The sequence below is a fragment of the Pseudonocardia oceanicola genome (assembly GCF_047200735.1).
In the GTDB taxonomy this organism is placed as follows: Bacteria; Actinomycetota; Actinomycetes; order Mycobacteriales; family Pseudonocardiaceae; genus Pseudonocardia.
On the sequence record NZ_JBJZON010000011.1, the window covers coordinates 167546 to 188139 of the forward strand.

General features: G+C 68.5%; 17 protein-coding genes and 1 pseudogene. 12 read left to right on the forward strand and 6 right to left on the reverse strand.

Annotation, left to right across the window (positions count from 1 at the left end; all coding sequences use genetic code 11):
* Positions 1-104: 104 nt before the first annotated feature.
* The 3 genes from ACL02T_RS17805 to ACL02T_RS17815 form a co-directional block, all read right to left on the reverse strand.
* Complete coding sequence (locus ACL02T_RS17805) at positions 105-1727, reverse strand: class I adenylate-forming enzyme family protein (RefSeq protein ID WP_412831840.1); 1623 nt, start codon at positions 1725-1727, stop codon at positions 105-107.
* A gap of 366 nt (positions 1728-2093) precedes the next feature.
* Positions 2094-3299, reverse strand: a complete 1206-nt coding sequence (locus tag ACL02T_RS17810; RefSeq protein WP_412831841.1) for a thiolase family protein — start codon at positions 3297-3299, stop codon at positions 2094-2096.
* A gap of 3 nt (positions 3300-3302) precedes the next feature.
* Positions 3303-3692, reverse strand: a complete 390-nt coding sequence (locus tag ACL02T_RS17815; RefSeq protein ID WP_412831842.1) for a Zn-ribbon domain-containing OB-fold protein — start codon at positions 3690-3692, stop codon at positions 3303-3305.
* Positions 3693-4456: 764 nt separating this feature from the next.
* Here ACL02T_RS17815 and ACL02T_RS17820 point away from each other — a divergent pair.
* From ACL02T_RS17820 to ACL02T_RS17840, 5 genes and pseudogenes are all read left to right on the forward strand, one after another.
* A complete protein-coding gene (locus ACL02T_RS17820; RefSeq protein ID WP_412831843.1) occupies positions 4457-5377 on the forward strand; it encodes an SDR family NAD(P)-dependent oxidoreductase in 921 nt (306 codons plus the stop codon).
* Complete coding sequence (locus ACL02T_RS17825) at positions 5374-6597, forward strand: FAS1-like dehydratase domain-containing protein (protein ID WP_412831844.1); 1224 nt, start codon at positions 5374-5376, stop codon at positions 6595-6597. The genes ACL02T_RS17820 and ACL02T_RS17825 overlap by 4 nt, the downstream gene beginning before the upstream one ends.
* Before the next feature lie 2 nt (positions 6598-6599).
* Positions 6600-7745: an acyl-CoA dehydrogenase family protein gene (locus ACL02T_RS17830; RefSeq protein ID WP_412831862.1), complete on the forward strand. Its 1146-nt coding sequence runs from the start codon at positions 6600-6602 to the stop codon at positions 7743-7745.
* Positions 7746-8010: 265 nt separating this feature from the next.
* Positions 8011-8880 (forward strand): MaoC/PaaZ C-terminal domain-containing protein, encoded by an 870-nt coding sequence (locus ACL02T_RS17835; RefSeq protein WP_412831845.1) that lies wholly within the window; start codon positions 8011-8013, stop codon positions 8878-8880.
* 496 nt (positions 8881-9376) lie between these two features.
* A pseudogene (locus ACL02T_RS17840) lies at positions 9377-9867 on the forward strand (NAD(P)H-dependent flavin oxidoreductase); the annotation flags it as partial.
* Between the two features lie 155 nt (positions 9868-10022).
* On the opposite strand, the gene ACL02T_RS17845 reads toward ACL02T_RS17840, so the two are convergent.
* On the reverse strand, positions 10023-11228 hold the full coding sequence (locus ACL02T_RS17845; protein WP_412831846.1) for a CaiB/BaiF CoA transferase family protein: 1206 nt from the start codon (positions 11226-11228) through the stop codon (positions 10023-10025).
* A 314-nt stretch (positions 11229-11542) separates the two neighbouring features.
* Between ACL02T_RS17845 and ACL02T_RS17850 the strand changes: the two genes are divergently transcribed.
* The gene (locus tag ACL02T_RS17850; protein ID WP_412831847.1) at positions 11543-11959 is read left to right on the forward strand and encodes a MarR family winged helix-turn-helix transcriptional regulator; all 417 of its coding nucleotides are present in this window, start codon (positions 11543-11545) and stop codon (positions 11957-11959) included.
* Between the two features lie 61 nt (positions 11960-12020).
* Here ACL02T_RS17850 and ACL02T_RS17855 read toward each other — a convergent pair whose 3' ends face one another.
* Both ACL02T_RS17855 and ACL02T_RS17860 read right to left on the reverse strand, forming a co-directional pair.
* The gene (locus ACL02T_RS17855; protein WP_412831848.1) at positions 12021-12449 is read right to left on the reverse strand and encodes a Zn-ribbon domain-containing OB-fold protein; all 429 of its coding nucleotides are present in this window, start codon (positions 12447-12449) and stop codon (positions 12021-12023) included.
* Positions 12446-13630, reverse strand: a complete 1185-nt coding sequence (locus tag ACL02T_RS17860; RefSeq protein ID WP_412831849.1) for a thiolase C-terminal domain-containing protein — start codon at positions 13628-13630, stop codon at positions 12446-12448. The genes ACL02T_RS17855 and ACL02T_RS17860 overlap by 4 nt, the downstream gene beginning before the upstream one ends.
* A gap of 226 nt (positions 13631-13856) precedes the next feature.
* On the opposite strand from ACL02T_RS17860, the gene ACL02T_RS17865 reads away from it, so the two are divergent.
* The 6 genes from ACL02T_RS17865 to ACL02T_RS17890 all read left to right on the forward strand — a co-directional run bounded on the left by ACL02T_RS17865 (position 13857) and on the right by ACL02T_RS17890 (position 20062).
* On the forward strand, positions 13857-15485 hold the full coding sequence (locus ACL02T_RS17865; RefSeq protein ID WP_412831850.1) for a flavin-containing monooxygenase: 1629 nt from the start codon (positions 13857-13859) through the stop codon (positions 15483-15485).
* Between the two features lie 41 nt (positions 15486-15526).
* Positions 15527-16483 (forward strand): cyclase family protein, encoded by a 957-nt coding sequence (locus ACL02T_RS17870; protein WP_412831851.1) that lies wholly within the window; start codon positions 15527-15529, stop codon positions 16481-16483.
* Positions 16484-16514: 31 nt separating this feature from the next.
* Complete coding sequence (locus ACL02T_RS17875; RefSeq protein WP_412831852.1) at positions 16515-16988, forward strand: hypothetical protein; 474 nt, start codon at positions 16515-16517, stop codon at positions 16986-16988.
* A gap of 21 nt (positions 16989-17009) precedes the next feature.
* Entirely contained in the window at positions 17010-18482 is a 1473-nt protein-coding gene (locus tag ACL02T_RS17880; RefSeq protein WP_412831853.1) for a class I adenylate-forming enzyme family protein, read from the forward strand.
* 67 nt (positions 18483-18549) lie between these two features.
* Complete coding sequence (locus ACL02T_RS17885; RefSeq protein WP_412831854.1) at positions 18550-18858, forward strand: hypothetical protein; 309 nt, start codon at positions 18550-18552, stop codon at positions 18856-18858.
* A gap of 13 nt (positions 18859-18871) precedes the next feature.
* Positions 18872-20062 carry a phosphotransferase family protein gene (locus ACL02T_RS17890; protein ID WP_412831855.1) on the forward strand — a complete coding sequence of 397 codons (1191 nt, stop codon included), beginning with the start codon at positions 18872-18874 and terminating at the stop codon, positions 20060-20062.
* The last annotated feature ends 532 nt before the right edge of the window (positions 20063-20594 follow it).

Below are 20594 nucleotides of genomic sequence, written 5' to 3' on the forward strand. Positions count from 1 at the left end.
CGCGCCAGCAGGTGGTTGTCAGGGCGGGTCGCGTTCGTCGATACGGTGTCTGGCGGCCATCTCTGGCACGCTTGCTCGTGTCCGGGCAGGTCGGCTCGACGATCTCATCGGCTCTGCGACGACCCGGCCACGAACTCGGCCTTCAGCGTCTTCTTGTCGATCTTCTCGCCGGCCAGCGTGGGGAGGCGCTCGATGCGGATCGACCACTGCGTCGGGATGGAGAAGTACGCGAGGGTGCCCCGGAGGAAGTCCCGCAGCTCCTCGCTCGTGGGGTTGGTGGCCTCGCGGTGCACCACGACGGCCACCAGCTCCTCGCCCAGCTCCTCGTGCGGCACTCCGAATGCGGCGACCTCGACGACCTCCGGATGTTGGGCGATCGCGAGCTCCACGTGGGCGACGGAGATGTTCTCACCGCCACGGATCACAATCTCCTTGCTGCGCCCGTCCAGGTAGAGGTACCCGTCCTCGTCGACATGACCGAGGTCGCCGGTGTGCAGCCAGCCCTCCGCGTCCACGGTGTGGTCCTCCGGCAGGCCGAGGTACCCCAGCATCACGGTAGGGGAGCGGACCAGGATCTCGCCGGTACCCTGCGCGTCCGGGTTCGCGATCCGCAACTCGGCGACCGGATAGGGACGGCCGACCGTGCCGGGCCGTTGGACCAGGTCGCGGTTGCCCGCCACGGTGAGGAATCCGCCGGACTCGCTCATGCCCCAGGTGTTGCCCAGTCCGCGGTGTTCGAGCTGTGGGAGCTGCCGCTTCATCCGCTCCAGGAGCGCCGACGACACCGGCGCCCCGCCGAGCGGCCACGAACGCAGGCTCGAGAGGTCGTAGGCCTCGAAGTCCGGGTGCTCGAGCACGCGGATCGCCATCGTCGGCACGCCCCCGAAGCTCTGGACCTTCTCGGTCTGGATCAGCTGCAGGACCTGCGCCGCGTCGAACCTTCCCTGGTTGAACACGAGTTGACCGCCAATGATCAAGTTCGTCAGCAGGTTCGACAAACCGCCGATGTGGAACAACGGGGTGCAGATCAGCGTGACCGGTCTGGGGGCTTCGCCGTCGAACTCGCGCGGTAGGCGCCCGGAGCGGGACAGCAGGTTGTGCTGGTTGGCGATCACCGACCGGTGGGAGAGCACGACGCCCTTGGGCGCGCCGGAGCTCCCCGAGGTGAAGATGACGACGGCGGGCGCATCCTCGGGAGGCGCAGGGAACCCACGAAGCACGGCCTCGAGATCCGCCGCGGGTCTCCCCTCGTAGGCCTCCGCCAGAGAGGAGATCGGTGCGGCGCCCGGTAGCCCGCGTGCAGCCGGGTCGGGGAAGTCGGTGAGCACGACGCTCGGCGCCGACAGCTCCGCTGCGTGGCGGTTCTCCCCGTCTCCCCACCAACGGTTGCCGAGGATCGGGACGGCGCCGAGGTACCAGGATCCCCACAGCGCCAACACCCAGTCCGGGCCGTTGTAGCCGACGACGAGGACGTGGTCCCTCGCTGCAACGCCCTGCTCGGAGAGGATCCGGGCGGCTCGGGGGACGGCCGCGACGAACTGGGCGAAGGAGATGCGGCGCTCGCCCTGCACGAGATAGGTGCGTTCGGACCAGCGCGAGACGCCGGCCAGCATCTCGCCGAGTGAGCCGGGGCGCGGGTCCAGCACCAGGCCCGCGTGTCCGGCATAGGTCGACTCGACTGGTGCGTCGCCCCAGATCTCGGTGAGGGCCTTTGCAGGCGCTGTCATGGTCCGCTCCAGACTCCCGGCTGGTTCTTCACGAACGCCGTCATCGGGCGAGCTGGTTCCAGCCGTCGAGTCGGCACGGTCCCGGCCCAGCGCGTCTCAATCGCCCCTCCGATGCGCCGTGCGGCGCTACCGCGGCGTCACCTATCGGCTCAAGCTGCAGCTCATTCCTCGATAGTCGAGCCGTAGACTAGATGGGGGGCCCGGCAGCCGCAAATCGCCTCGGCTCGTCAACCCCGGGAGGTCGGGCCGGCGATGCCGCCGACCGAACTTCCGAATACGAGGCGCACCGGTACGTGCGGGGAGCCGGCCTCGAGACCGGGGAGGGCCGCCGGAGGTCCCGCGCCCCTCCCCGTGGTCAGGAGGCGCTCAACGTGCCGCGGCCTCCAGGATGTGCACTCCGCAGGCCGAGGCCAGGCCGATGACGTGGGTCAATCCGACCCGAGCACCGTCCACCTGTCGGTCGCCGGCCTCGCCGCGTAGGTGGGTGACGACCTCGAACAGGTTCGCCACACCCGTAGCACCGAGCGGGTGCCCCTTGGACAGCAGCCCGCCGGAGACATTGACGGGCAGTTTGCCGTCCCGCCACGGGGCGCCGGAGTCGATGAAGTCACCCGCCCCGCCCGGCTCGCAGAGCCGCAGGTTGTCGTAGTGTAAGAGTTCCGCAGTGGCGAAGCAGTCGTGCAGCTCGACCAGGTCGAGGTCGTCTGGTCCGATGCCAGCCTTCTCGTACGCCTCGTCCGCGGCCATCCGGGTGAGGGTGTTGACGTCCGGTTGGACCTGGTCGGAATCGGTCCACGGGTCCGAGGTCAGCACAGAGGCCGAGATCTTGACGGCGCGCCGCCGGACGTCAGGATCCAGGGTCTTGAGCTTCTCGTCGCTGACCAGGACCACAGCTGCCCCGCCGTCGCCGGTGGGGCAGCACATCGGAAGCGTGTTCGGGTAGGAGATCATCTCGGCCCCGGTGATCTCCTCGAGGGAGAATTCCTTGCGGTACTGGGCGAGCGGGTTGAGCACCGAGTGCGCGTGGTTCTTCTGCGCGACCTTGGCGAACTGGGTGGCGGTTGCTCCGTTGGCCAGGGCGTACTCGGTGCCGGCCTGGGCGAACACGCCGGGCATGAGCCCTGTGCCGAGCACACCCTCGGTCTTGAGAACGGAACCGTAGCGGCCCTTGGGCTCGAAGACCTTCTTGTCGGCGCGCGGCTTGGCCGCCCCGCCGATCATGCCCATCTTGCCCATCTTCTCGACGCCGACGGCGAGCCCGGTGTCGGTCTCGCCCGCCTTGATCGCCATCATCGCGACGCGCACCGCGCTGGCACCGGTCGCGCAGGCGTTGACCACGTTGAAGACCGGGATGCCGGTCTGTCCGATCTGCTTCTGCAGACGCTGGCCGTTGTGCGAGTTGGCCTCGTAGACGTTGCCCACGGCCAGGATGCCCATGTCGGCCATCGTCATCGACGCGTCGTCGAGCGCGTCCAGGGTCGCGTCCGCCGCCAGGTCCAGAAGGTCCTTGTCCGCGAAGCGACCGAACGGGGTCATCGACGTACCGATGATCCAGACATCACCAGTTGCCATGGGTCACGCTCCTCCTCGGGGCCGGTAGCCGAACGCGACGGCCTCGGTCCCCTCGTCGTCCGTGCCGGCGACATAGGTGTCCAACACCACCGGCAGCCTCGGGGTCACCTTCTCCGGGTCGTCCACACCGAGCAGATTGGACTTGACCACGCCACCGTCGTCGAGATCGACGATCACGGAGACGAAGGGCCGCTTGACCCGGCCGACGAACGTGAAGGCCCGCACCGTTCCGGTATTCGCCAGGTTCGTCCGGCCGAACTCGCGGCCGAAGCACTTCGCACAGGCGTTGCGTCGGTCGAAGTACAGGGCCCCACAAGACTTGCACTCGTGGCTGGTCAGGTGCGGCGTGTCGCCGAGCTCGAGATAGTCGACGACGGGGACTTGTTTCGCCATCCTTGCCCGTCCGATCTTCCTGCGACGCCCGTTCGGCGCCTCGCTTTCGAGTGCCGCAGGAGACGACACTCGCCGACTGAATGGTAGATGCATAGAGTATCTTGCCGAAAGGGTGTGTGTCGCTCGTCCTGGTGACGTCGATGCGCGGGCTCGGGACGACAGGGGTGCCGGATGCTGGTCCCGACGGCGAGGCTCGTCTGCGGATCCGGCGGCCCGACGATGTGCCGCCGGCCGTCGAGCGCGGGTACCGGTCGTCAGTGCCGAACCCATGCTGGATGGTCGACACCGCTGTGTGGAGGGGTCGCCAAGAACGGTCACGGCAGGCTGCAGTGCATCGCCGGCGTCGAGGCGGGTCGGACGACGTGATCGAGGAGTAGTGGGCTCAACATCCGGCGTCGTGGCGTTCGGCGGCGCCGGATCCGCGCCGTCGACCGATCGCGGCCAAGGGCCGAGCTCCGGTCGAGCAGAAGCTCGAGCTGGTCGCTTCCGATTCGCAAGGAGTGGGCAGGCTGACACTCGACGGCTGGATGGTAGAGGATTAGAGTATCTCCGGGAAGTGGCTCCGAAAAGACCGTCCGCACACCTTCCGCGCGCGGCATCGACCGCACACACCTGTGTGGGACGGTGCAGGAAGGTCCAGGGGCCACGTCAGGGCAACGAGTTTCCGTGCCCCACGGGGCGCGAACCCGGGTCCGGCAGCGACAGAGCCGCCTACCTCGGTGGCCTCCTCGCCTCCGGCCGGGACGACCGTACGAGGAGTGCGCATGGGCAGTCTGGACAACCTGGTCGCTGTGGTGACGGGAGCCGGCCGCGGAATCGGCCGCGAGCACGCGCTGCTGCTGGCTGCCGAAGGCGCCGCGGTCGTTGTGAACGACCTCGGCGGGGCGTCGGACGGGTCCGGGTCCGAGGCCGGTCTCGCAGAGCAGGTCGCGAAGGAGATCCGCGCCGCGGGTGGTAAGGCCGTCGCCAACAGCGACGACGTGTCGTCCGCCGAGGGCGCGCAGCGTATCGTCGACGCCGGGATCTCGGAGTTCGGCAAGGTCGACATCTTGATCAACAACGCCGGCATCCTCCGGGACAAGGTGCTGGTCAACCTGGACGAGGCGGACTTCGACATCGTCGTGCGGGTCAACCTCAGGGGCACCTTCCTGCTGACCAAGGCCGCGGGCAACCACTGGCGCGATCGCAGCAAGGCCGGAGAGCAGGTGCGCGCCGCCGTCGTGAACACCACCTCGGAGTCCGGTGTGTTCGGTAACCCCGGCCAGGTGAACTACGCCGCCGCCAAGGCCGCGATCGCCTCCCTGACTCAAGTCGCTTCCAAGGAGCTCGGCCGCTACGGCGTGCGGGTCAACGCCATCGCGCCGCAGGCCCGCACCCGGCTCACGGAGGGCGCGTTCGGGGATTCGCTCGCTGCCAAGGACGGCCAGTTCGACCGGTGGGACCCGGCCAACGTCTCGCCGTTCGTCGCCTACCTGTCCAGCCCCGTCTGCGACCTGACCGGCGAGGTCTTCATCGTCGGCGGCAGCCGGGTCACCCGGGTGAAGCCGTGGGAGAAGGACAAGTCCTGGATCTTGCAGACCGAGGGCCGGTGGACGGTCGAGGGGCTGGCCAAGGCGGCCGCCGACGCAGGCACCCCGCAGGGTGGGGCAACCTGGACCGCCAACCCGGGAAAGGCCGCCAAGTGACCACCACGGACGAGCGTTCGCCGGAGCCGACCGGGCCCGCCGAGGCCCGCATGCCCGAGGCCGTCATCGACGACGCGATGATGGAGTCGATGCGCGCCAAGATCGGCGTCGACCTGCGCATCGCGCATTCGGTGAACAACGAGGAGGCCACCCGCATCGCTGTGGCCAAGTTCGCGGGCGGCATCGGCGACATCAACGAGCTGTGGACCGACGCCGAGCGCGGCCTGGCCTCGGACTATAAGGCCCCGGTCGCTCCGCCGTCGTTCGTGATCGGCTGCTTCTCCGGGATTCAGTTCGGCTGGCCGGGCCTGGGATCGTTCCACTCGTCCACGGACATGGATCTGCTCGCGCCGATCTACTGGGGCGACACCATCTCGGCGACGTGCCGCTACGACGGCTTCACCGGGCCCCGGCCGTCGAAGTTCGCCGGGCGGATGGTCACCGACCACTTCACCAACAGCTACACCAACCAGCACGGCGAGAAGGTCGCCGAGATCCGCTGGCAGGTCGTGAACTACGAGCGAGCTTCGGCCCGCAGCGACGACAGTAAGAAGAACCGTAGACCGCTCACGATCCCGCACCCGTGGACGGTCGGGGAGATCGAGAAGATCGAGGCGCAGGTCCTCGCCGAGAAGCCGCGGGGAGTCGCGCCACGCTACTATGAGGACGTGCACGTCGGGGATGCCCTCGACAGCCTCACCAAGGGCCCCATCGGGCTCACCGACGAGGTGGCCTTCATCGCCGGTGGCGGCACCCCGATCCCGCGGCTGAAGGCGCACGCGTCGTCGCTGGTGGACTACGCAGCGCACCCCGCGTGGTCGTTCAGGGATCCGGTGACCGGGGCCCAGGAGCCGATCTACGCCGTGCACTACAATCGGGCCGCGGCGAACGCCATGGGCGTGGCCTACCAGTACGACGTCGGTTTCCAGCGTCAGTGCTGGCAGATTCAGCTGCTCACGCATTGGGTGGGGGACGCGGGCTGGGTCGCCCATCTGGAGTCGCAGTACCGCGGGTTCGTGTACCTGTCCGACGTCGTCGAGCTCGGCGGTGAGGTCGTCGGCAAGGAGATGTCGGACTCCGGGGAGCACCTGGTGCATGTCGCCACCTTCGCCCGCAATCAGCGCGGGGACAACGTCATGCCCGGCCGGGCGACCGTCGCGCTGCCCTCGCGGGAGGGCGGAGCTTCGCCTGCAGCAACGCGCGCCCGGAACCTGGTGTGAGCATGCTCAGCGACGAGCAGCTGGAGCTGAAGTCCGCCGTCACCCGGTGTCTGGAGCGCAGCGTGGGACCGCGGCCCTTCCTCGCAGGTGAGCCGACGACCGAGACGGCGTGGGACCCGGAGCTCTGGCGTGTGCTCGGCACCGAGGTCGGGATCGCGGGCCTCGTCGTCCCCGAGGAACTGGGCGGCTCCGGGGCCCGGTACGCCGAGCTGGCTGTCGTGGCCGAAGCGCTGGGGACCGGACCCGCAGCGGTGCCGTTCCTCGGCACCGTCGCGTTGGCCACCTCCGCGCTACTCGTGCACCGCGACGACCCGGTGTCTCGGGAGCTGCTGAGTCGGATCGCCGAGGGTGGCACGACGGCCACGCTGGCCTGCACGGACAACGCCGACACCTGCGACTTCCAGGCAGCCTGCTCCGGGGCCGGTGTCACCGCGGCCGAGGCGGAGGGGGAGTGGCGGCTCACCGGCCGGGTGGGCTTCGTCGTCGACACCACGACCGCGGACGAGTTGCTGGTCGCGGCGAGGACACCGGCGGGCGTCGCGTTGCTCGTGGTGGCGGGCGTGGCCGCCGGCGTCGAGCGGGTCCAGTCGGCCTCGCTCGACCTCACCCGCCCCCTGGGCGTGCTCACGCTCGACGGTGCCCTCGGGCGGCTGATCGGCCCACCAGAGGGAGCGGACGAGCGCATTTCCTCCGCACTGGACCTGGCCCTCGTCGTGCTGGCTGCGGAGCAGGTGGGCGGGATGCAGGCCTGCCTCGACGGAGCCGTCGAGTACGCCAAGCAGCGCGTGCAGTTCGACCGCCCGATCGGCAGCTTCCAGGCGATCAAGCACCAGCTGGTGGACGTTCTGCTCGAGGTCGAGATGGCCCGCTCGGCCGCCGAGACGGCGACCGCGGCGGCGGACGCCTTTCTGCTCGAGCCGGGGCCGGAGACGGCGCGTGCGCTGACCGTGGCGGCCAGTCTGGCGAAGTCGGTGTGCTCGGAAGCGTTCATGCGCACCGCCGAGGCGACGCTGCACGTCTACGGCGGCACGGGGTTCACCTGGGAGCACGACGCCCATCTCCACTGGCGCCGCGCCAAGGCGTCGGAGTTGTTCCTCGGGACACCCGTGACACATCGGGAGCGGCTGGCGGTGGGCGCCGGTCTGTGAACGAGGTCCTGGTCCTGCCCGGGCGGCTGGACGGCGTCGGTTCAGCCACACCCGCTCGTCGGCGCCGCCGCTGCGGCTCCGTGGGTGCCTGAGCTCATGCTCGAGCTGTTCGACCTCGACGAAGGCCGATTCGTCCTCGTCCTACGGGAGATCTCAGTCGCCGAGACCCGAGCGTTTTCGCAAGATGCCGCCACCACAATGCCCCACGAGCGCGCTCGGGGTCGAGGACTGAGCAGAGCGTTCGCCTAGTACCACGGAGCGAGCAATGCCCATCAACGCAGACAGTGTCGGAGCCACCTCCGGGCCGAAGGAGGTCAGCTGGACCGACCGCGAGACGATGCTCTATGCGCTCGGGCTCGGCGCCGGCCCCGAGGACCTGGCGTTCGTCACCGAGAATTCCCACGACACGCCGCAGCAGGTCCTGCCGACCTTCGCCGTGATCGTCGCGGCCGGATTCTCCGTGCTGCCCAAGATCGGCAAGCCGAACTGGGGCCGGATGCTGCACGGCGCGCAGGAGGTTCGGATCCACAAGCCGCTGCCGGCGGCCGGGCGGCTCGCAGTGACCGCCGAGATCGGTGAGCTGCAGGACAAGGGCGAAGGCAGGAATGCGATTTGCTCGCTCGTCGGACGCGGGGTGGATCCCGACAGCGGCGAGCTCGTTGTCGAGACGGTAACGACGCTGGTCTTTCGCGGTGAGGGGGGGTTCGGGGGTGCGCCCGGAGTCATGGCTGAGCCCGTCGTGATCCCCGACCGCGACCCCGACGCGAGGCACTCGCAGGAGACGGACACACGCCTGCCGCTCATCTACCGGCTCTCCGGCGACCGCAACCCACTGCACAGCGACCCCTGGTTCGCACAGGAGAAGGCCGGGTTCCCCGGGCCGATCCTGCACGGGCTGTGCACCTACGGCATCGCGGGTCGGGCTTTGGTCAGCGATTTCGCCGGGGGAGACCCGGACCGGATCGGCTCCATCGCGGCGCGCTTCACCTCGCCCGCATTCCCCGGCGACATCCTGTCCACGATGATCTGGCGGTTGGAGGACGGCACGGCGGTCTTTCGCACGGAGGCGGCCGCCCCGGACGGGTCCGAACCACGGGTCGTGCTTGACGGCGGGTACGCCACGCTGCGCGGCTGAGCACCGGATCGGAGCGGTCGACGATCACCGCATTTGAAGGTTCGACCGCCTCGAGACGGCGCAGCTCAGCGGGTCCGGCTTCTCGGGCGCATCACCGCCGAGCAGTCGTGTTTGGATCGGATCGACCGCTCGACGCAACTGGCCGGCGTCCTCTCTGTGGTCACCCGGTCTCTCCGTGTTCTCATCGTGAACTAGAAAGCCTGCGCCGGAGTTTTCTGGTGGCAGTCGATGATGGTCTGGGGCTCGCTTCGGGTTCGTGTTCATTCGGCGTGTCACTGTTCCCGAGGCCTGTTCGCGTCGAGGTGTTGGGCCAGCCGGCGCTTGTGCGCCTGGTCGCCCTCAGAGCATTGGAGATGGTTCCTGCCCTGTGTGGTCGGCATCTCCGGCGCGCTGCAACGGACGACGATCGGGCAGGCCCATCCCCACGGGGGAGGCCGCCTGAGCGCGTTGGTGCACGAGGCGATGATTTGGCCGCCCACTCTTCGAGAGTGGGGTGCAGAACCTGGGCGTCGACGCGGTGTCGATCGACGGGTTCGAGGCCGCCGGGCACCCCGGGGAGGACGACATCCTGGGGCTGGTGCTCCTTCCTTCCGCAGCGGACGCGCTGGAGGTCCCCTTCCTCGCCGCCGGCGGGTTCGCCGACGGCCGGGGGCTCGCCGCCGCGCTGGCCCTCGGTGCCGACGGCGTGACGATGGGGACCCGGTTCATGTGCACCGCGGAGTCCGAGATCCATCAGAAGGTCAAGGAGCGCATCGTCGAGCACGCGAGCGCTCCACTCAGTTGATCTTCCGCCAGCTCCGCAACACGGCCCGGGTCGCCGACAACGCGATCTCCCGCGAGGTCGTCGACAAGCTGAAGGGCGGGGTGCAGTTCGAGGACATCGCCGCGCTCGTCGCGGGCGCCCGCGGGGTGAAGGTCTACGAGACCGGCGACCTCGACGCCGGCATCTGGTGGGCGGGAACCTCCCAGGGGCTCATCCGTCATGTGAGACGGTCGAGGACCCGGTGGATCGTGTCCCCCGGTCTCGACTCCGCTGTCGTCGGGCCGGCGCCGAGGAGGTGTCCCCATCGACACCTTCCCGGCGCCCGATGCTCGTCATCGGCTTCGCAACGCCACATCGGCGCCCGGTCGGAAGTGCCGTACTAGACTTCTTGCGGGACACCTTCCACCGTGCCGGCGGTCACGGCAGTTGTGGGAGGCGCCAGCTGCGTCGCCACGCCCGTGTCGATGAGACCCTCCACATCGTCCACCCCCCACTCGCGCAGCACCTCGCGGGTGTGCTCTCCCCGCATCGCGGGTGGGCGCTGGACGACTCCCGGCGTCCGATCGAAGCGTGGAGCCGGAGCGGGCTGCCGCACGCCGCCGACCTCGATGAACGTGCCGCGAGCCGCGAGGTGCGGATGGTCTGCCGCCTCGGCGAGCCCGAGGACCGGCGCGACGCAGGCATCCGTCAATGCGAACACCGACTCCCAGTGCGCACGGGTCTCGGTCGCGAAGCGATCGGAGATCGCCGCTCTCAGCCGAGGCCAGTCTGCGGGGTTCGGTCGCCGCAGGAGCTCTGCAGGAAGACCGAGCGCATCGGCGAACTGCCGATAGAAGCGTCCTTCCAGGGGCCCGACAGACATCCAGTTCCCGTCGGAGGTCTGGTAGACGTCGTACCAAGGCCGGCCGGTATCCAGCAGGTTGACGCCACGTTCGTCATGCCACGTCCCGGCAGCGATCATGCCGTGCAGCATCGTCGTGAGTGACGCCGTCCCATCCACCACGGCCGCGTCGACGACCTGACCGCGTCCCGAGCGCGCTGCCTCCCACAGAGCGGCGAGCACTCCACTCACCAGGTAGAGCGAGCCGCCACCGAAATCGCCCAGCAGGTTCAGCGGCACTGCGGGAGCCTCTCCAGCACGCCCCAATGCGTGCAGCGCCCCCGTGAGCCCGATGTAGTTGATGTCGTGGCCCGCCATTCCCGACCACGGACCATCCTGCCCCCATCCGGTCATCCGGCCGTAGACCAGGCGCGGGTTGCGCTCGCGGCACTCGGCGGGCCCCACGCCCAACTTCTCCATGACGCCCGGCCGGAATCCCTCGATGAGCACGTCCGCCGACGTCACGAGATCCAGCAGAGCGCCTGCGCCGGCGGGCTGTCGAAGATCAAGGATGACGGAGCGACGTCCTCGCCTGAGGACATCGTTCACCGCAGTTTCCTCCTTCCCGGCTGTGCCCGGACGGTCGATCTGCACGACATCTGCACCAAGGTCCGCAAGGAGCATGGCCGCGAACGGGGTCGGACCGATGCCACTGACCTCCACCACGCGCAGCCCGTCCAACGGCCCCTTGCCGCTCTCCGCCATCACTCCTCCAAATTTCGCGCGGTCAACAACTGAGGACGCAAGCGGGCTGGTAGCGTGCATGCACAGCCCACGTGACCGTGTGTCGAGGGCGGCCGCGTTGCCGGTGGAAACCGAGAGCCATCGCGGCCTTGAACGTCCACTCCCGGCGGCGTGAGCCGCCCAAGCGCATACCGACAGGAGACGCCATGCCTCCACGCCCGAAGGCGAGGACCGGCCGAACGACGACGCCCGAACCGCCGACCGACCCGGTCGACTGGGCGCGGCACTTCTGGCGTCAGCACTCCCTCGGAGAAGGGGAGGAGTCGTTCATCGCGATGAGCTCGGTCCTCCGCTTCCACCGGATCATGGTCGACGCAGTGGAGACCGGTCTGCGCCCGTACAAGCTCAACCTGACGGACTACATGCTGCTCATGACCCTGCAGCTGAGCGAGACCGGCACCCGCCTCATCAGCCAGCTCGCCCGCACGTTGCTCGTTCATGCGACGACGGCGACTCTTGCCACCGACCGGCTCGAGGGTCGGGACTTGATCATGCGAAGCCCTCACCCGACCGATCGTCGTGCCACGTTGGTGTCTCTGACCGACGCAGGGCGGGACCTGACGGCAGCGGCGACGGCTGCTCTTCGCGAGTCCGAGTTCGGGTTCGCGGGTACCAGCGCGGAGGACCAGAAGCACCTCGTCGCGGCCCTCGCAGCGATCCGTGACGCCGTCGGCGACTCCGGCGCCTCGTAGAGGCCATCCGGTGCCCGACGAAGTCGCTCGGGACCGCAGCCGGGGCTCCCGGCGCCGGCGGTCAGCCTGCGCCACGGCGTCCCTTTTCGGAGTCGGTCGGTTCCCAGTTGGGGACGACGACTCCGTCGACATCATCGAATCGGGCCCTCATGGGTGTCCCGGCGGGGAGTTCGTGAGCCCCGGCGAGCTGACCGATCAGGCGGACCTCCGGCCTGTCGACGAGTTCGACGAGCACGATCGTGTAGGGCGGCGTGAACGCGGGGTGGATCGGGACTCCCACCACGGTGTGGGTCACGACGCGGGCGAGCGGTGCGACGGTGAGCCAGCTGGTCGGGGCGAAGCAGCGGTCGCAGATCGCCCGAGGCGGGTGTACGGAGTTGCCCTCGACGCTACACACGCAGATCGCGATCTCTCCCCGCGCCGCCGCTTCGAAGTGTCCCGCCGTGTCCGGGTCGTCTGTGACCGGGACGGGCCGCGCGATCTGGGTCATCGATCCCTCACCAGAACCAGGGCGCTGCTCGCCACCGGCAGGCCCGAAGTGACCAGACATGTCTCCGCCCCCGCGATCTGCGTCGTCGACGAGCCGCGCATCTGACGCACGCCCTCGACGATGTGGTTCATACCGTGGATGTAGCCCTCGGAGAGGTGGCCTCCGGCAGTGTTGATGGGCAGAGCACCGCCGGGCGTGATAGCTCCGCTCGCCGCGAACGGACCACCCTCTCCGCTCTTGCAGAATCCGTACTGCTCCAGCTGAACGAGGACGGTGATCGTGAAGCAGTCGTAGAGCTGTGCCACGTCGATGTCGGAAGGACTCAGCTCCGCACGCCGGAACAGGGTGCGGGCGAGGCCGATCGACGGCTGGTCGTCGAGATCTGGGCGCAGCAGTGCCGGGTAGAAGGTGCCCGGCCCCACCGTCGCGGACGCGAACTGGGCGGTTGCCCGCACCAGCACCGCTCCGCCCGCCAGATCGCGCGCTCGCTCGGCAGTGGTCACGATCAGCGCACAGGCGCCGTCGGTTTCCAGACAGTAGTCGAAGAGCCCCAGAGGGCTCGACAGAGACCGGGCCGCAGCATGCTCGTCCAGTGTGAGCGTTCGTCCCGCCATCTGGGCGGCGGGGTTCGCGTTGGCATTGCTCCGACAGGTGACAGCGATGTGCCCGAGGTGCTCCTTGGTGGTGCCGTACCGCTCGAAGTGGTGCTGGGCCATCATCGCCCAGAGCTGGCCGGGCGTCGTCAAGCCATGCGGCGTGAAGAACTCGTCCAGCGCGCCGTCGCCACCAACGGTCGTACGCGCTTTGCGCCCTCTTCCCCATCTCCGACCGGACCGGCCGTTCAGGGAGCGGTAGACGAGCACGGTCGTGGCCTGGCCGGACAGCACAGCCGCCACGGCTTGGCCCACCATCCCGCACGGTGCCGCACCGCCCGCGCCGGTCGCGCCCCAGTAGGTCAGTTCGCAGAGCCCGAGCGAGGTGGCCAGGTCGTTGTGGCTCACGGCGTCCGCGTCGCAGCGCACGATGCCGTCGATGGCCTTCGGATCCACTCCCGCGTCAGCTGCGGCGGCCAGAGCGGCCTCGGTCGCCAACGTCAGCGTCGTCCGACCCGATGACTTCGAGAAGTCCGTCGCTCCGATTCCCGCAATTGCGCAGCGGTCCCGGGTGGCCTCCATGGTCATACCCCCTCCCGGACACGGCCGTTCACGCAACGGCCGGCCGTTCTCGGTCGTCGAGAGCACGTGTTCGCGACGCCACGACACCGAGACGATCCTTACACCTGCCCACGGGGCGACGACGCCGCCGCCCCGTGATCGATCCTTGCGTACAAGACTGTTGATGGCTAGAGTAAATCGTACATCGACGCGTTGCGCCAGCGACGCAGGCCGGACCCAGTGAGGAGCCAGCGTGGGCAACGGTATTGAGGACCTGGACTACGAGGTCGTCATCATCGGCGCAGGTGTCGCGGGCATCTACCAGATCTACCGAATGGTCGAGCTCGGTATGCGAGCCACCGTGCTGGAGGCCGCGCCCGACTTGGGCGGGACGTGGTACGCCAACCGCTACCCCGGTTGCCGATTCGACTCGGAGAGCTACACCTACGGGTATTCGTTCTCGCGCGAACTCCTCGATGAGTGGCACTGGAAGGAGCGCTACTCGCCGCAGCCGGAGAACCTGCGTTATCTGAACTACGTCGCGGACAAGTTCGACCTTCGCCGGCACATGCAGTTCAATTGTCGAGTTGACCGCATGGACTATGACGAGGCCACGAAATCCTGGCGTGTGCAGGTGTCGGACGGACGGACCCTCACGACGCGGTTCGTCGTCACCGGTATCGGACTGCTCACCATTCCGACCTACCCGCGCTACGAGGGCCTCGAGTCGTTCCGCGGTCAGTCCTTCCACACGCACGACTGGCCCCACGAACCTGTCGAGCTGGCGGGCAAGCGGGTGGCCGTGGTCGGGACCGGAGCGACCGGCATCCAAGTGATCGCCGCAATCGCCGACCAGGTCGAGCAGCTCACGGTGTTCCAGCGCAGGCCGAACTGGGCCGCCCCGCTGAACAATCGGCCGATCTCCGAGGAGGAGATGGCGGAGATCCGGTCGCGCTACGACGAGATCTTCGCGACGTGTGCTCGCACGCCCGGAGGATTCGAGCACGAACCTGACCGGCGCGGGTTCTACAGCCTGACTGCCGAAGAGCGACGTGCATTCTGGGACGAGCTCTACGACATGTCGGGCTTCTCCATCTGGCTCCGCAATTTCCGTGAGATCGCCATGGATGAAGCAGCCAACGCCGAGTTCTCGGACTACATCGCCGACCGGATTCGGCAACGCGTGAACGATCCTGTCATCGCTGAGAAGCTGATTCCCCGCGACCACGGCTTCGGCGTTCAGCGGCTGCCGATGGAGACGAACTACTTCGAGGTCTACAACCGGTCCAACGTTCGACTGGTCGACCTGTCGGAGACGCCCGTCGAGGCCGTCACGGAGTCGGGGATCCGCACGTCGGCCGAGGACTTCGAGTTCGACATCATCGTCTACGCCACCGGCTACGACGCGATGACGGGCGCCTACGACAAGATCGACATCCGTGGCGTCGGCGGCCAGTCGCTGCGCGAGAAGTGGGCCGACGGGCCGATCACCTACATGGGCATGCTGGTGCACGGCTTCCCCAACCTCATCTTCATCGCCGGACCGCAGAGCGGCTCAGCGTCCGCCAACTTCCCCCGAGGTATCGAGACCGGCGTCAACTGGACCACGGACCTGCTCGAGTACATGCAGAAGGAGGGGAAGGACGTCGTCGAGGCGACCCAGGAGGCCGAGCAGCAGTGGTTCGACCATGTCGCCAAGATGTACTACAAGGTCCTCATGCACAAGGCCACCCGCAGCTGGTTCACCGGCTACAACTCGAACATCGAAGGCCGGGAGCCCGGCAAGATGCGCTACCTGATCTACAACGGCGGCGCCGCCAAGTTCAACGCCAGGCTGGACGAGATCGCGCGCAATGATTACGAGGGCCTGGTCCTCGCCTGACCTGCTTCACCAAGCACTCTCGCAAGACCGAAAGGACGTCGATGCCGACCTCACCCAGCGAAGAAGAGTTGCTCACCTGGTTCGACAAGCTGTCCAACTGGGGCCGATGGGGCGCCGACGACCGGGTGGGTACGCTCAACCACCTCACGGCCGCCAAGCGGGTCGCGTCATCCGAACTCGTCCGTGACGGCGAGTCGGTCTCGTGTAGCTGGGACATCCGCACCGGGAGGCAGCCCGGCGCGATCGTCGAGTCCCAGCGGTACATGATCGCGACGGGGCTCGGCCTGGAGGAGGAGGGCAGACGCGGCCTGATGGGGCCCGGGCGCGCGGGCGGCGCGCAGGAGTACATCGGGATGGTCTTCCACGGGCTCGACATCACCCACCTCGACTCGCTCGCGCACGTGTTCTGGAACGGCAAGATGTACAACGGCGTCCCGGCGTCGATGGTCTCCGACCGGCACGGAGCGCTCAAACACGACATCCTCGCCGTCTCCCACGGCGTCGTCACCCGAGGTGTGCTGTTGGACATGGCTCGCCTGCGCGGGGTCGACGTCCTGGCCGCCGACGACCACATCCGGCCCGAAGACCTCGAAGCGGCGGAAGACGCGGCCGGCGTCCGGCTCGAGCCCGGGGACGTCCTGCTCATGCGGACCGGCGAGGGCGGCGCCCGCATCGCGCAGAAGAAGGCGTACAACGCGAACAAGCCGCGGTCGGGCTTCCAGGCGGCGTGCCTGCCCTGGCTGCACGACCGCGGCATCGCGATGGTCGGGTCGGACGTGACCAACGACCCCAGCCCTACCGAGTACCGAGAGCTCCACATGCCGATCCACATGATCGGCCTGGTCGCGATGGGCCTCTGGCTGATCGACAACTGCCAGCTGGAGGATCTCGCGCGAGCGTGCGAGCAGCGAGGTCGATGGGACTTCCAGTTCGTCCTGTCCCCGATCCGGTTCCAGGGCGTCACCGGCAGCCCCGTCAACCCGCTCGCCATCTTCTGACGTCATGCGCATCTACACGTCCCTCCTCGTCGTGGGCGGCGGCCCGGGAGCACTGGCCGTCGCCGAGATCGCCAGCGGACTTCGGGTCGGAAGCCTCGTGGTGGGCCATGCACCGAACGACGGGCACCACGCGGACGAGCCAGTGGTGCTGGATCCTGCGGCGGTCGCGGCGCTGGAGCCGAACGGCGTCCTGGACGTGCTGCGCCCGTTCCTGGCGCAGGTGGACCCGCCTGCGATATCTCCTCGTGCCTTCGAGGTCGCGCTTCGTCAGCATTGCGCCGCCGACTTCAACGTCACCCTCTACGACTCGGTGGAGGTGCGCGAGGTGACGCGCCCTCCTGCCGGTGGGGAGGGCGTGTGTGAGGCGGTCCTCTCCGACGGTCGATCACGGTGGGACCTCGAGGCCCAAGCCCTCATCGACACGGCCGACTACCCGAAGCACCTGTCGGAGATCGTGAACCGCGCCGCGGCCGACGTCACGGCGTTCCTCTCTGCCTCGTCCTGACCACCTGTCGACGGAGTTCCGATGCATTTGTCAACACTCGTGGAGATGGTGGAATCCGCGTTCGACGACCGAGTCGTGCTCGGAGACGGCGTCACCGGGGCCCAGCTGGGCCGGAGCGTCCGGGCGGCAGCACCGTCCTTCGCGGGGTACTCGGACGTCCTCTACGTGGGGGAGAACCACCCGCAGCTCCCCGTGGCACTACTGGCGGCGGCCTGGAGCGGCGTGCCCTTCGTCCCGCTCAACTACCGGCTCGACGACCGCCAGCTCCACGAGCTGGTCACTCGCCACGACAAGCCCTTCATCCTTGCCGATGCTCCGAGTGCGGCGCGGCTGCAGCTCCCCGCGACGGTTCTCGACGACTGGCTCGAGTCCCTGGACACCCTCGAGCCCGACCCGGCCAGGAGCCCTGCAGCGGACGACCAGCAGGTCGCGGTGGTGCTGTACACGAGCGGCACCACGGCGGCGCCGAAGGCGGCCCTCCTACGCCATCGGCACCTCATGGCCTATCTGTTCGGCTCGGTCGAGTTCGGGAGCGCACGCTCTGACGACGCGATGCTCGTCGCTGTGCCGCCCTACCACATCGCCGGCGTCGCCAACATGCTGTCGAACATTTACGCAGGCCGCAGGCTCGTCTATCTCAGGTCCTTCAACCCGCGGGTGTGGCTCGACGTCGTGGCGAGTGAAGGCATCACCAACGCCATGGTCGTGCCGACCATGCTCGCCAGGATCGTCGAGCAGCTCGACGGATCGGCTGTAGCAGTGCCGACACTTCGGTCGCTGAGCTACGGCGGGGCCAAGCTCTCGGAGCAGGTCCTGCGCAGCGCGGTCCGTCTGTTCCCCGACACGGGCTTCGTCAACGCCTACGGGCTCACGGAAACTGCGTCGACGATCGCGGTACTGAGTCCGGAGGACCACCGCGCCGCGCTCGAGTCGGAGGACCCGCTCGTCCAGCGCCGACTGATCTCTGCGGGTCGCGTGCTGCCGACGGTGGAGGTCGAGGTCCGCGACGATCAGATGCGCGCGTTGCCCGCAGGTGAGGTCGGACTGATCTACGTCCGTGGCGACCAGATCGCAGGCGAATACGCCACAGGTTCGGTCCTCGACAGCGACGGCTGGTTCTGCACGAGAGACCACGGCTGGCTCGACCCGGACGGCTACCTGTTCGTGGTCGGCCGCGCCGACGACACCATCATCCGCGGTGGCGAGAACATCGCGCCGGACGAGATCGAGCAGGTCCTGCTGGCCCACCCGGCCGTCGCTCAGGCGTGTGTCGTCGGCATACCGGACGACGAATGGGGACAGAGAATTGTCGCCGCGGTGGTGACCACCACGGACGTCGCCCCCGAGGCCTTGCAGGAGTTCGTTCGCAGCAGGCTTCGTAGTTCGAAGGTGCCGGAGCGCATCGAGTTCCGAGAGACGCTGCCGATGACGGAGACGGGCAAGATGCTGCGCAGGGTCGTGCTCACAGAACTCTCCACAGGGGCCGCTCAATGAGCGAGCCCGACCGGGGCGCATCGGATCACTGCATCCGTCCCGCGGAACAACGAAGGAAGGAAAACCCATGAGCGTGCAGCTCAAGCCCGGAGTGCGCATCTACAGCACGGCCTGCTCGACCGAACTGATCGCGGTCAAGGTGCCGGCGGGCGAGCTCGATCTCAAGATCGGGGGGCTCGACGCCGTGACCGCGCCTCCGGCCGACCGTGCAGACGTTCAGGACGGGTTCGGCGGAGGGACACAGATGGGCAAGCGGTATCGGGACGAGTCCGGGACGATCGAACTGCTCTGCATCAAGGCCGGAGACGGGGTGCCCACCCTCGACGGTGCGACGCTGACCGTGGGTGAGCCCAAGCTGCTCCCGTCGAGCGACTGACGGGCACACCGACGTGGTCGAGCAGCCGACATCGAGCAACCCGCCCAGCCACCTCCTCCGCACCCGCAGCAGGTACGCGGCCAACGCCGTGTTCGATGCGCTCGTCGATCCCGCTGTCGGAGTGCCACCGGACGTGCCGTGGCGCCCGCAGGCTCTGACGCCGGACTGGCTGACCGCGGCGCTCTGCGCGGAGACGCCTGGTGCGGCGGTCGAGAGCGTCACCGTGGTCGAGGGCGACCAGGGCTCGTCCTATCGCCGAAAGGTGAGCGTCACCTACAACGCTGAGGGCGATCGTGCCGGGCTCCCCCGGAACCTCTTCACGAAGTCGGCACCGACCTGGCTCACGCGCATGGCCTCCAGTGCGGACATCGCGAAGGCCGAGAGCACTTTCCTCCTCGACCTGCGGAAGGGCCTCGACATCGAGGCCCCCACTCTGCTCTTCGGCGCGGTCGACGAGGCCAGCGGGCGGATGATCGAGCTCTTCGTCGACGAGGTCGAGTCGGCAGGGGCGCGGTTCTTCGACCGGACCACGACCATCTCGCGGACGCAGGCCGAGCAGATGGTCGACACCCTGGCAACGCTGCACGGCACGTTCGCGGCGTCGGTCGACCAGTACTCGTGGCTTCCGGAGTATGGCCGCCGCATTCTCCGCGGTGACCGAAACGGTCTCCGCGCCGCACACGAGCAGGCCATGGATCGCTGTGCTGATCTCCTGCCCGCGGACCTGTATCGTCGCCGCGACGAGATCTGGCCCGGCGTGGTCGATGCCGTCCGGCTGCACGGCGGGACCGGCCGTACCGTGCTGCACTCCGACGTCCACCTCGGGAACTGGTACGAGACCGGTGCCGGCCGAGTCGGCCTGGCCGACTGGCAATGTGTCTGCCGAGGGCACTGGGCGCGGGACGTGGCCTACACCTTCGCCTCGACCCTCGCCACAGAAGACCGCAGGCGATGGGAACGCGACCTGCTCGAGCGGTACATCGAGGGCTCCACGGCACGCTCCGGAGTCGAGGTGCCGATCGACGAGGCCTGGCGCTGCTATCGACAGCAGCTAGTGACGGCGCTGCTGTCCTGGACCCCGACGCTCGTGCCGACTACGACGATGCCGGACATGCAGCCGGAGGAGATGTCCGTGCTCATGATCGAGCGCATCGGCGCGGCGATGGACGACCTCGACGCGCTCGGGGCCTTGGGGGAGGGCTGATCAGCGTCCCGTCGCCGCGCCGGTGCCGGGTACTCACGCCGAACACCATCGAGGCGTGGTGGTCGAAGTCCCACCGAGGCCATCAAACTCCGGAAAATCGACGCCCGAGACCCGGGCTTCCGCGACGGCGTCGCTCGCGAACACCGCCTCGAGACGCCGACCACTCCGCCTCCTGAGTCGCTCGGCCGCAGCGCTGACATCGGGTTCCCGGGCCAAGAGGACCACGAGGGGGTTGAGGGCCCGCCTCAGCGCAGCTGGCGATCGACAAGGCCACCGTCGCCGCGGTCGCCCGCGAACTCGGCCGCTCACCGTCGAGGGCGGCAGACGATGCGACGGAGTTCGGTCGCGGCGACCGCGCTTCGGCGCCGACGGCGACGGGTTCGTCACCGGTAGCGCGGCAATGACAGGCTCCGGTGGACGGCCACAACCGCGACACCACGTCCAGCACCGCGATCACCGCCGCTCCCGCGGCGGCTGGACCACAAAGATCCACCTCGCCTGCGTCCTCGCCGCCCAGGGTTTCCAAACACGG

Excerpts from the sequence above, each read along its gene's own strand:
- ACL02T_RS17805 (WP_412831840.1), bottom strand. The coding sequence starts at position 1,727 with ATGACAGCGCCTGCAAAGGCCCTCACCGAGATCTGGGGCGACGCACCA.
- ACL02T_RS17810 (WP_412831841.1), bottom strand. The coding sequence starts at position 3,299 with ATGGCAACTGGTGATGTCTGGATCATCGGTACGTCGATGACCCCGTTC.
- ACL02T_RS17815 (WP_412831842.1), bottom strand. The coding sequence starts at position 3,692 with ATGGCGAAACAAGTCCCCGTCGTCGACTATCTCGAGCTCGGCGACACG.
- ACL02T_RS17820 (WP_412831843.1), top strand. The coding sequence starts at position 4,457 with ATGGGCAGTCTGGACAACCTGGTCGCTGTGGTGACGGGAGCCGGCCGC.
- ACL02T_RS17830 (WP_412831862.1), top strand. The coding sequence starts at position 6,600 with ATGCTCAGCGACGAGCAGCTGGAGCTGAAGTCCGCCGTCACCCGGTGT.
- ACL02T_RS17835 (WP_412831845.1), top strand. The coding sequence starts at position 8,011 with ATGCCCATCAACGCAGACAGTGTCGGAGCCACCTCCGGGCCGAAGGAG.
- ACL02T_RS17845 (WP_412831846.1), bottom strand. The coding sequence starts at position 11,228 with ATGGCGGAGAGCGGCAAGGGGCCGTTGGACGGGCTGCGCGTGGTGGAG.
- ACL02T_RS17850 (WP_412831847.1), top strand. The coding sequence starts at position 11,543 with ATGAGCTCGGTCCTCCGCTTCCACCGGATCATGGTCGACGCAGTGGAG.
- ACL02T_RS17855 (WP_412831848.1), bottom strand. The coding sequence starts at position 12,449 with ATGACCCAGATCGCGCGGCCCGTCCCGGTCACAGACGACCCGGACACG.
- ACL02T_RS17860 (WP_412831849.1), bottom strand. The coding sequence starts at position 13,630 with ATGACCATGGAGGCCACCCGGGACCGCTGCGCAATTGCGGGAATCGGA.
- ACL02T_RS17870 (WP_412831851.1), top strand. The coding sequence starts at position 15,527 with ATGCCGACCTCACCCAGCGAAGAAGAGTTGCTCACCTGGTTCGACAAG.
- ACL02T_RS17880 (WP_412831853.1), top strand. The coding sequence starts at position 17,010 with ATGCATTTGTCAACACTCGTGGAGATGGTGGAATCCGCGTTCGACGAC.
- ACL02T_RS17885 (WP_412831854.1), top strand. The coding sequence starts at position 18,550 with ATGAGCGTGCAGCTCAAGCCCGGAGTGCGCATCTACAGCACGGCCTGC.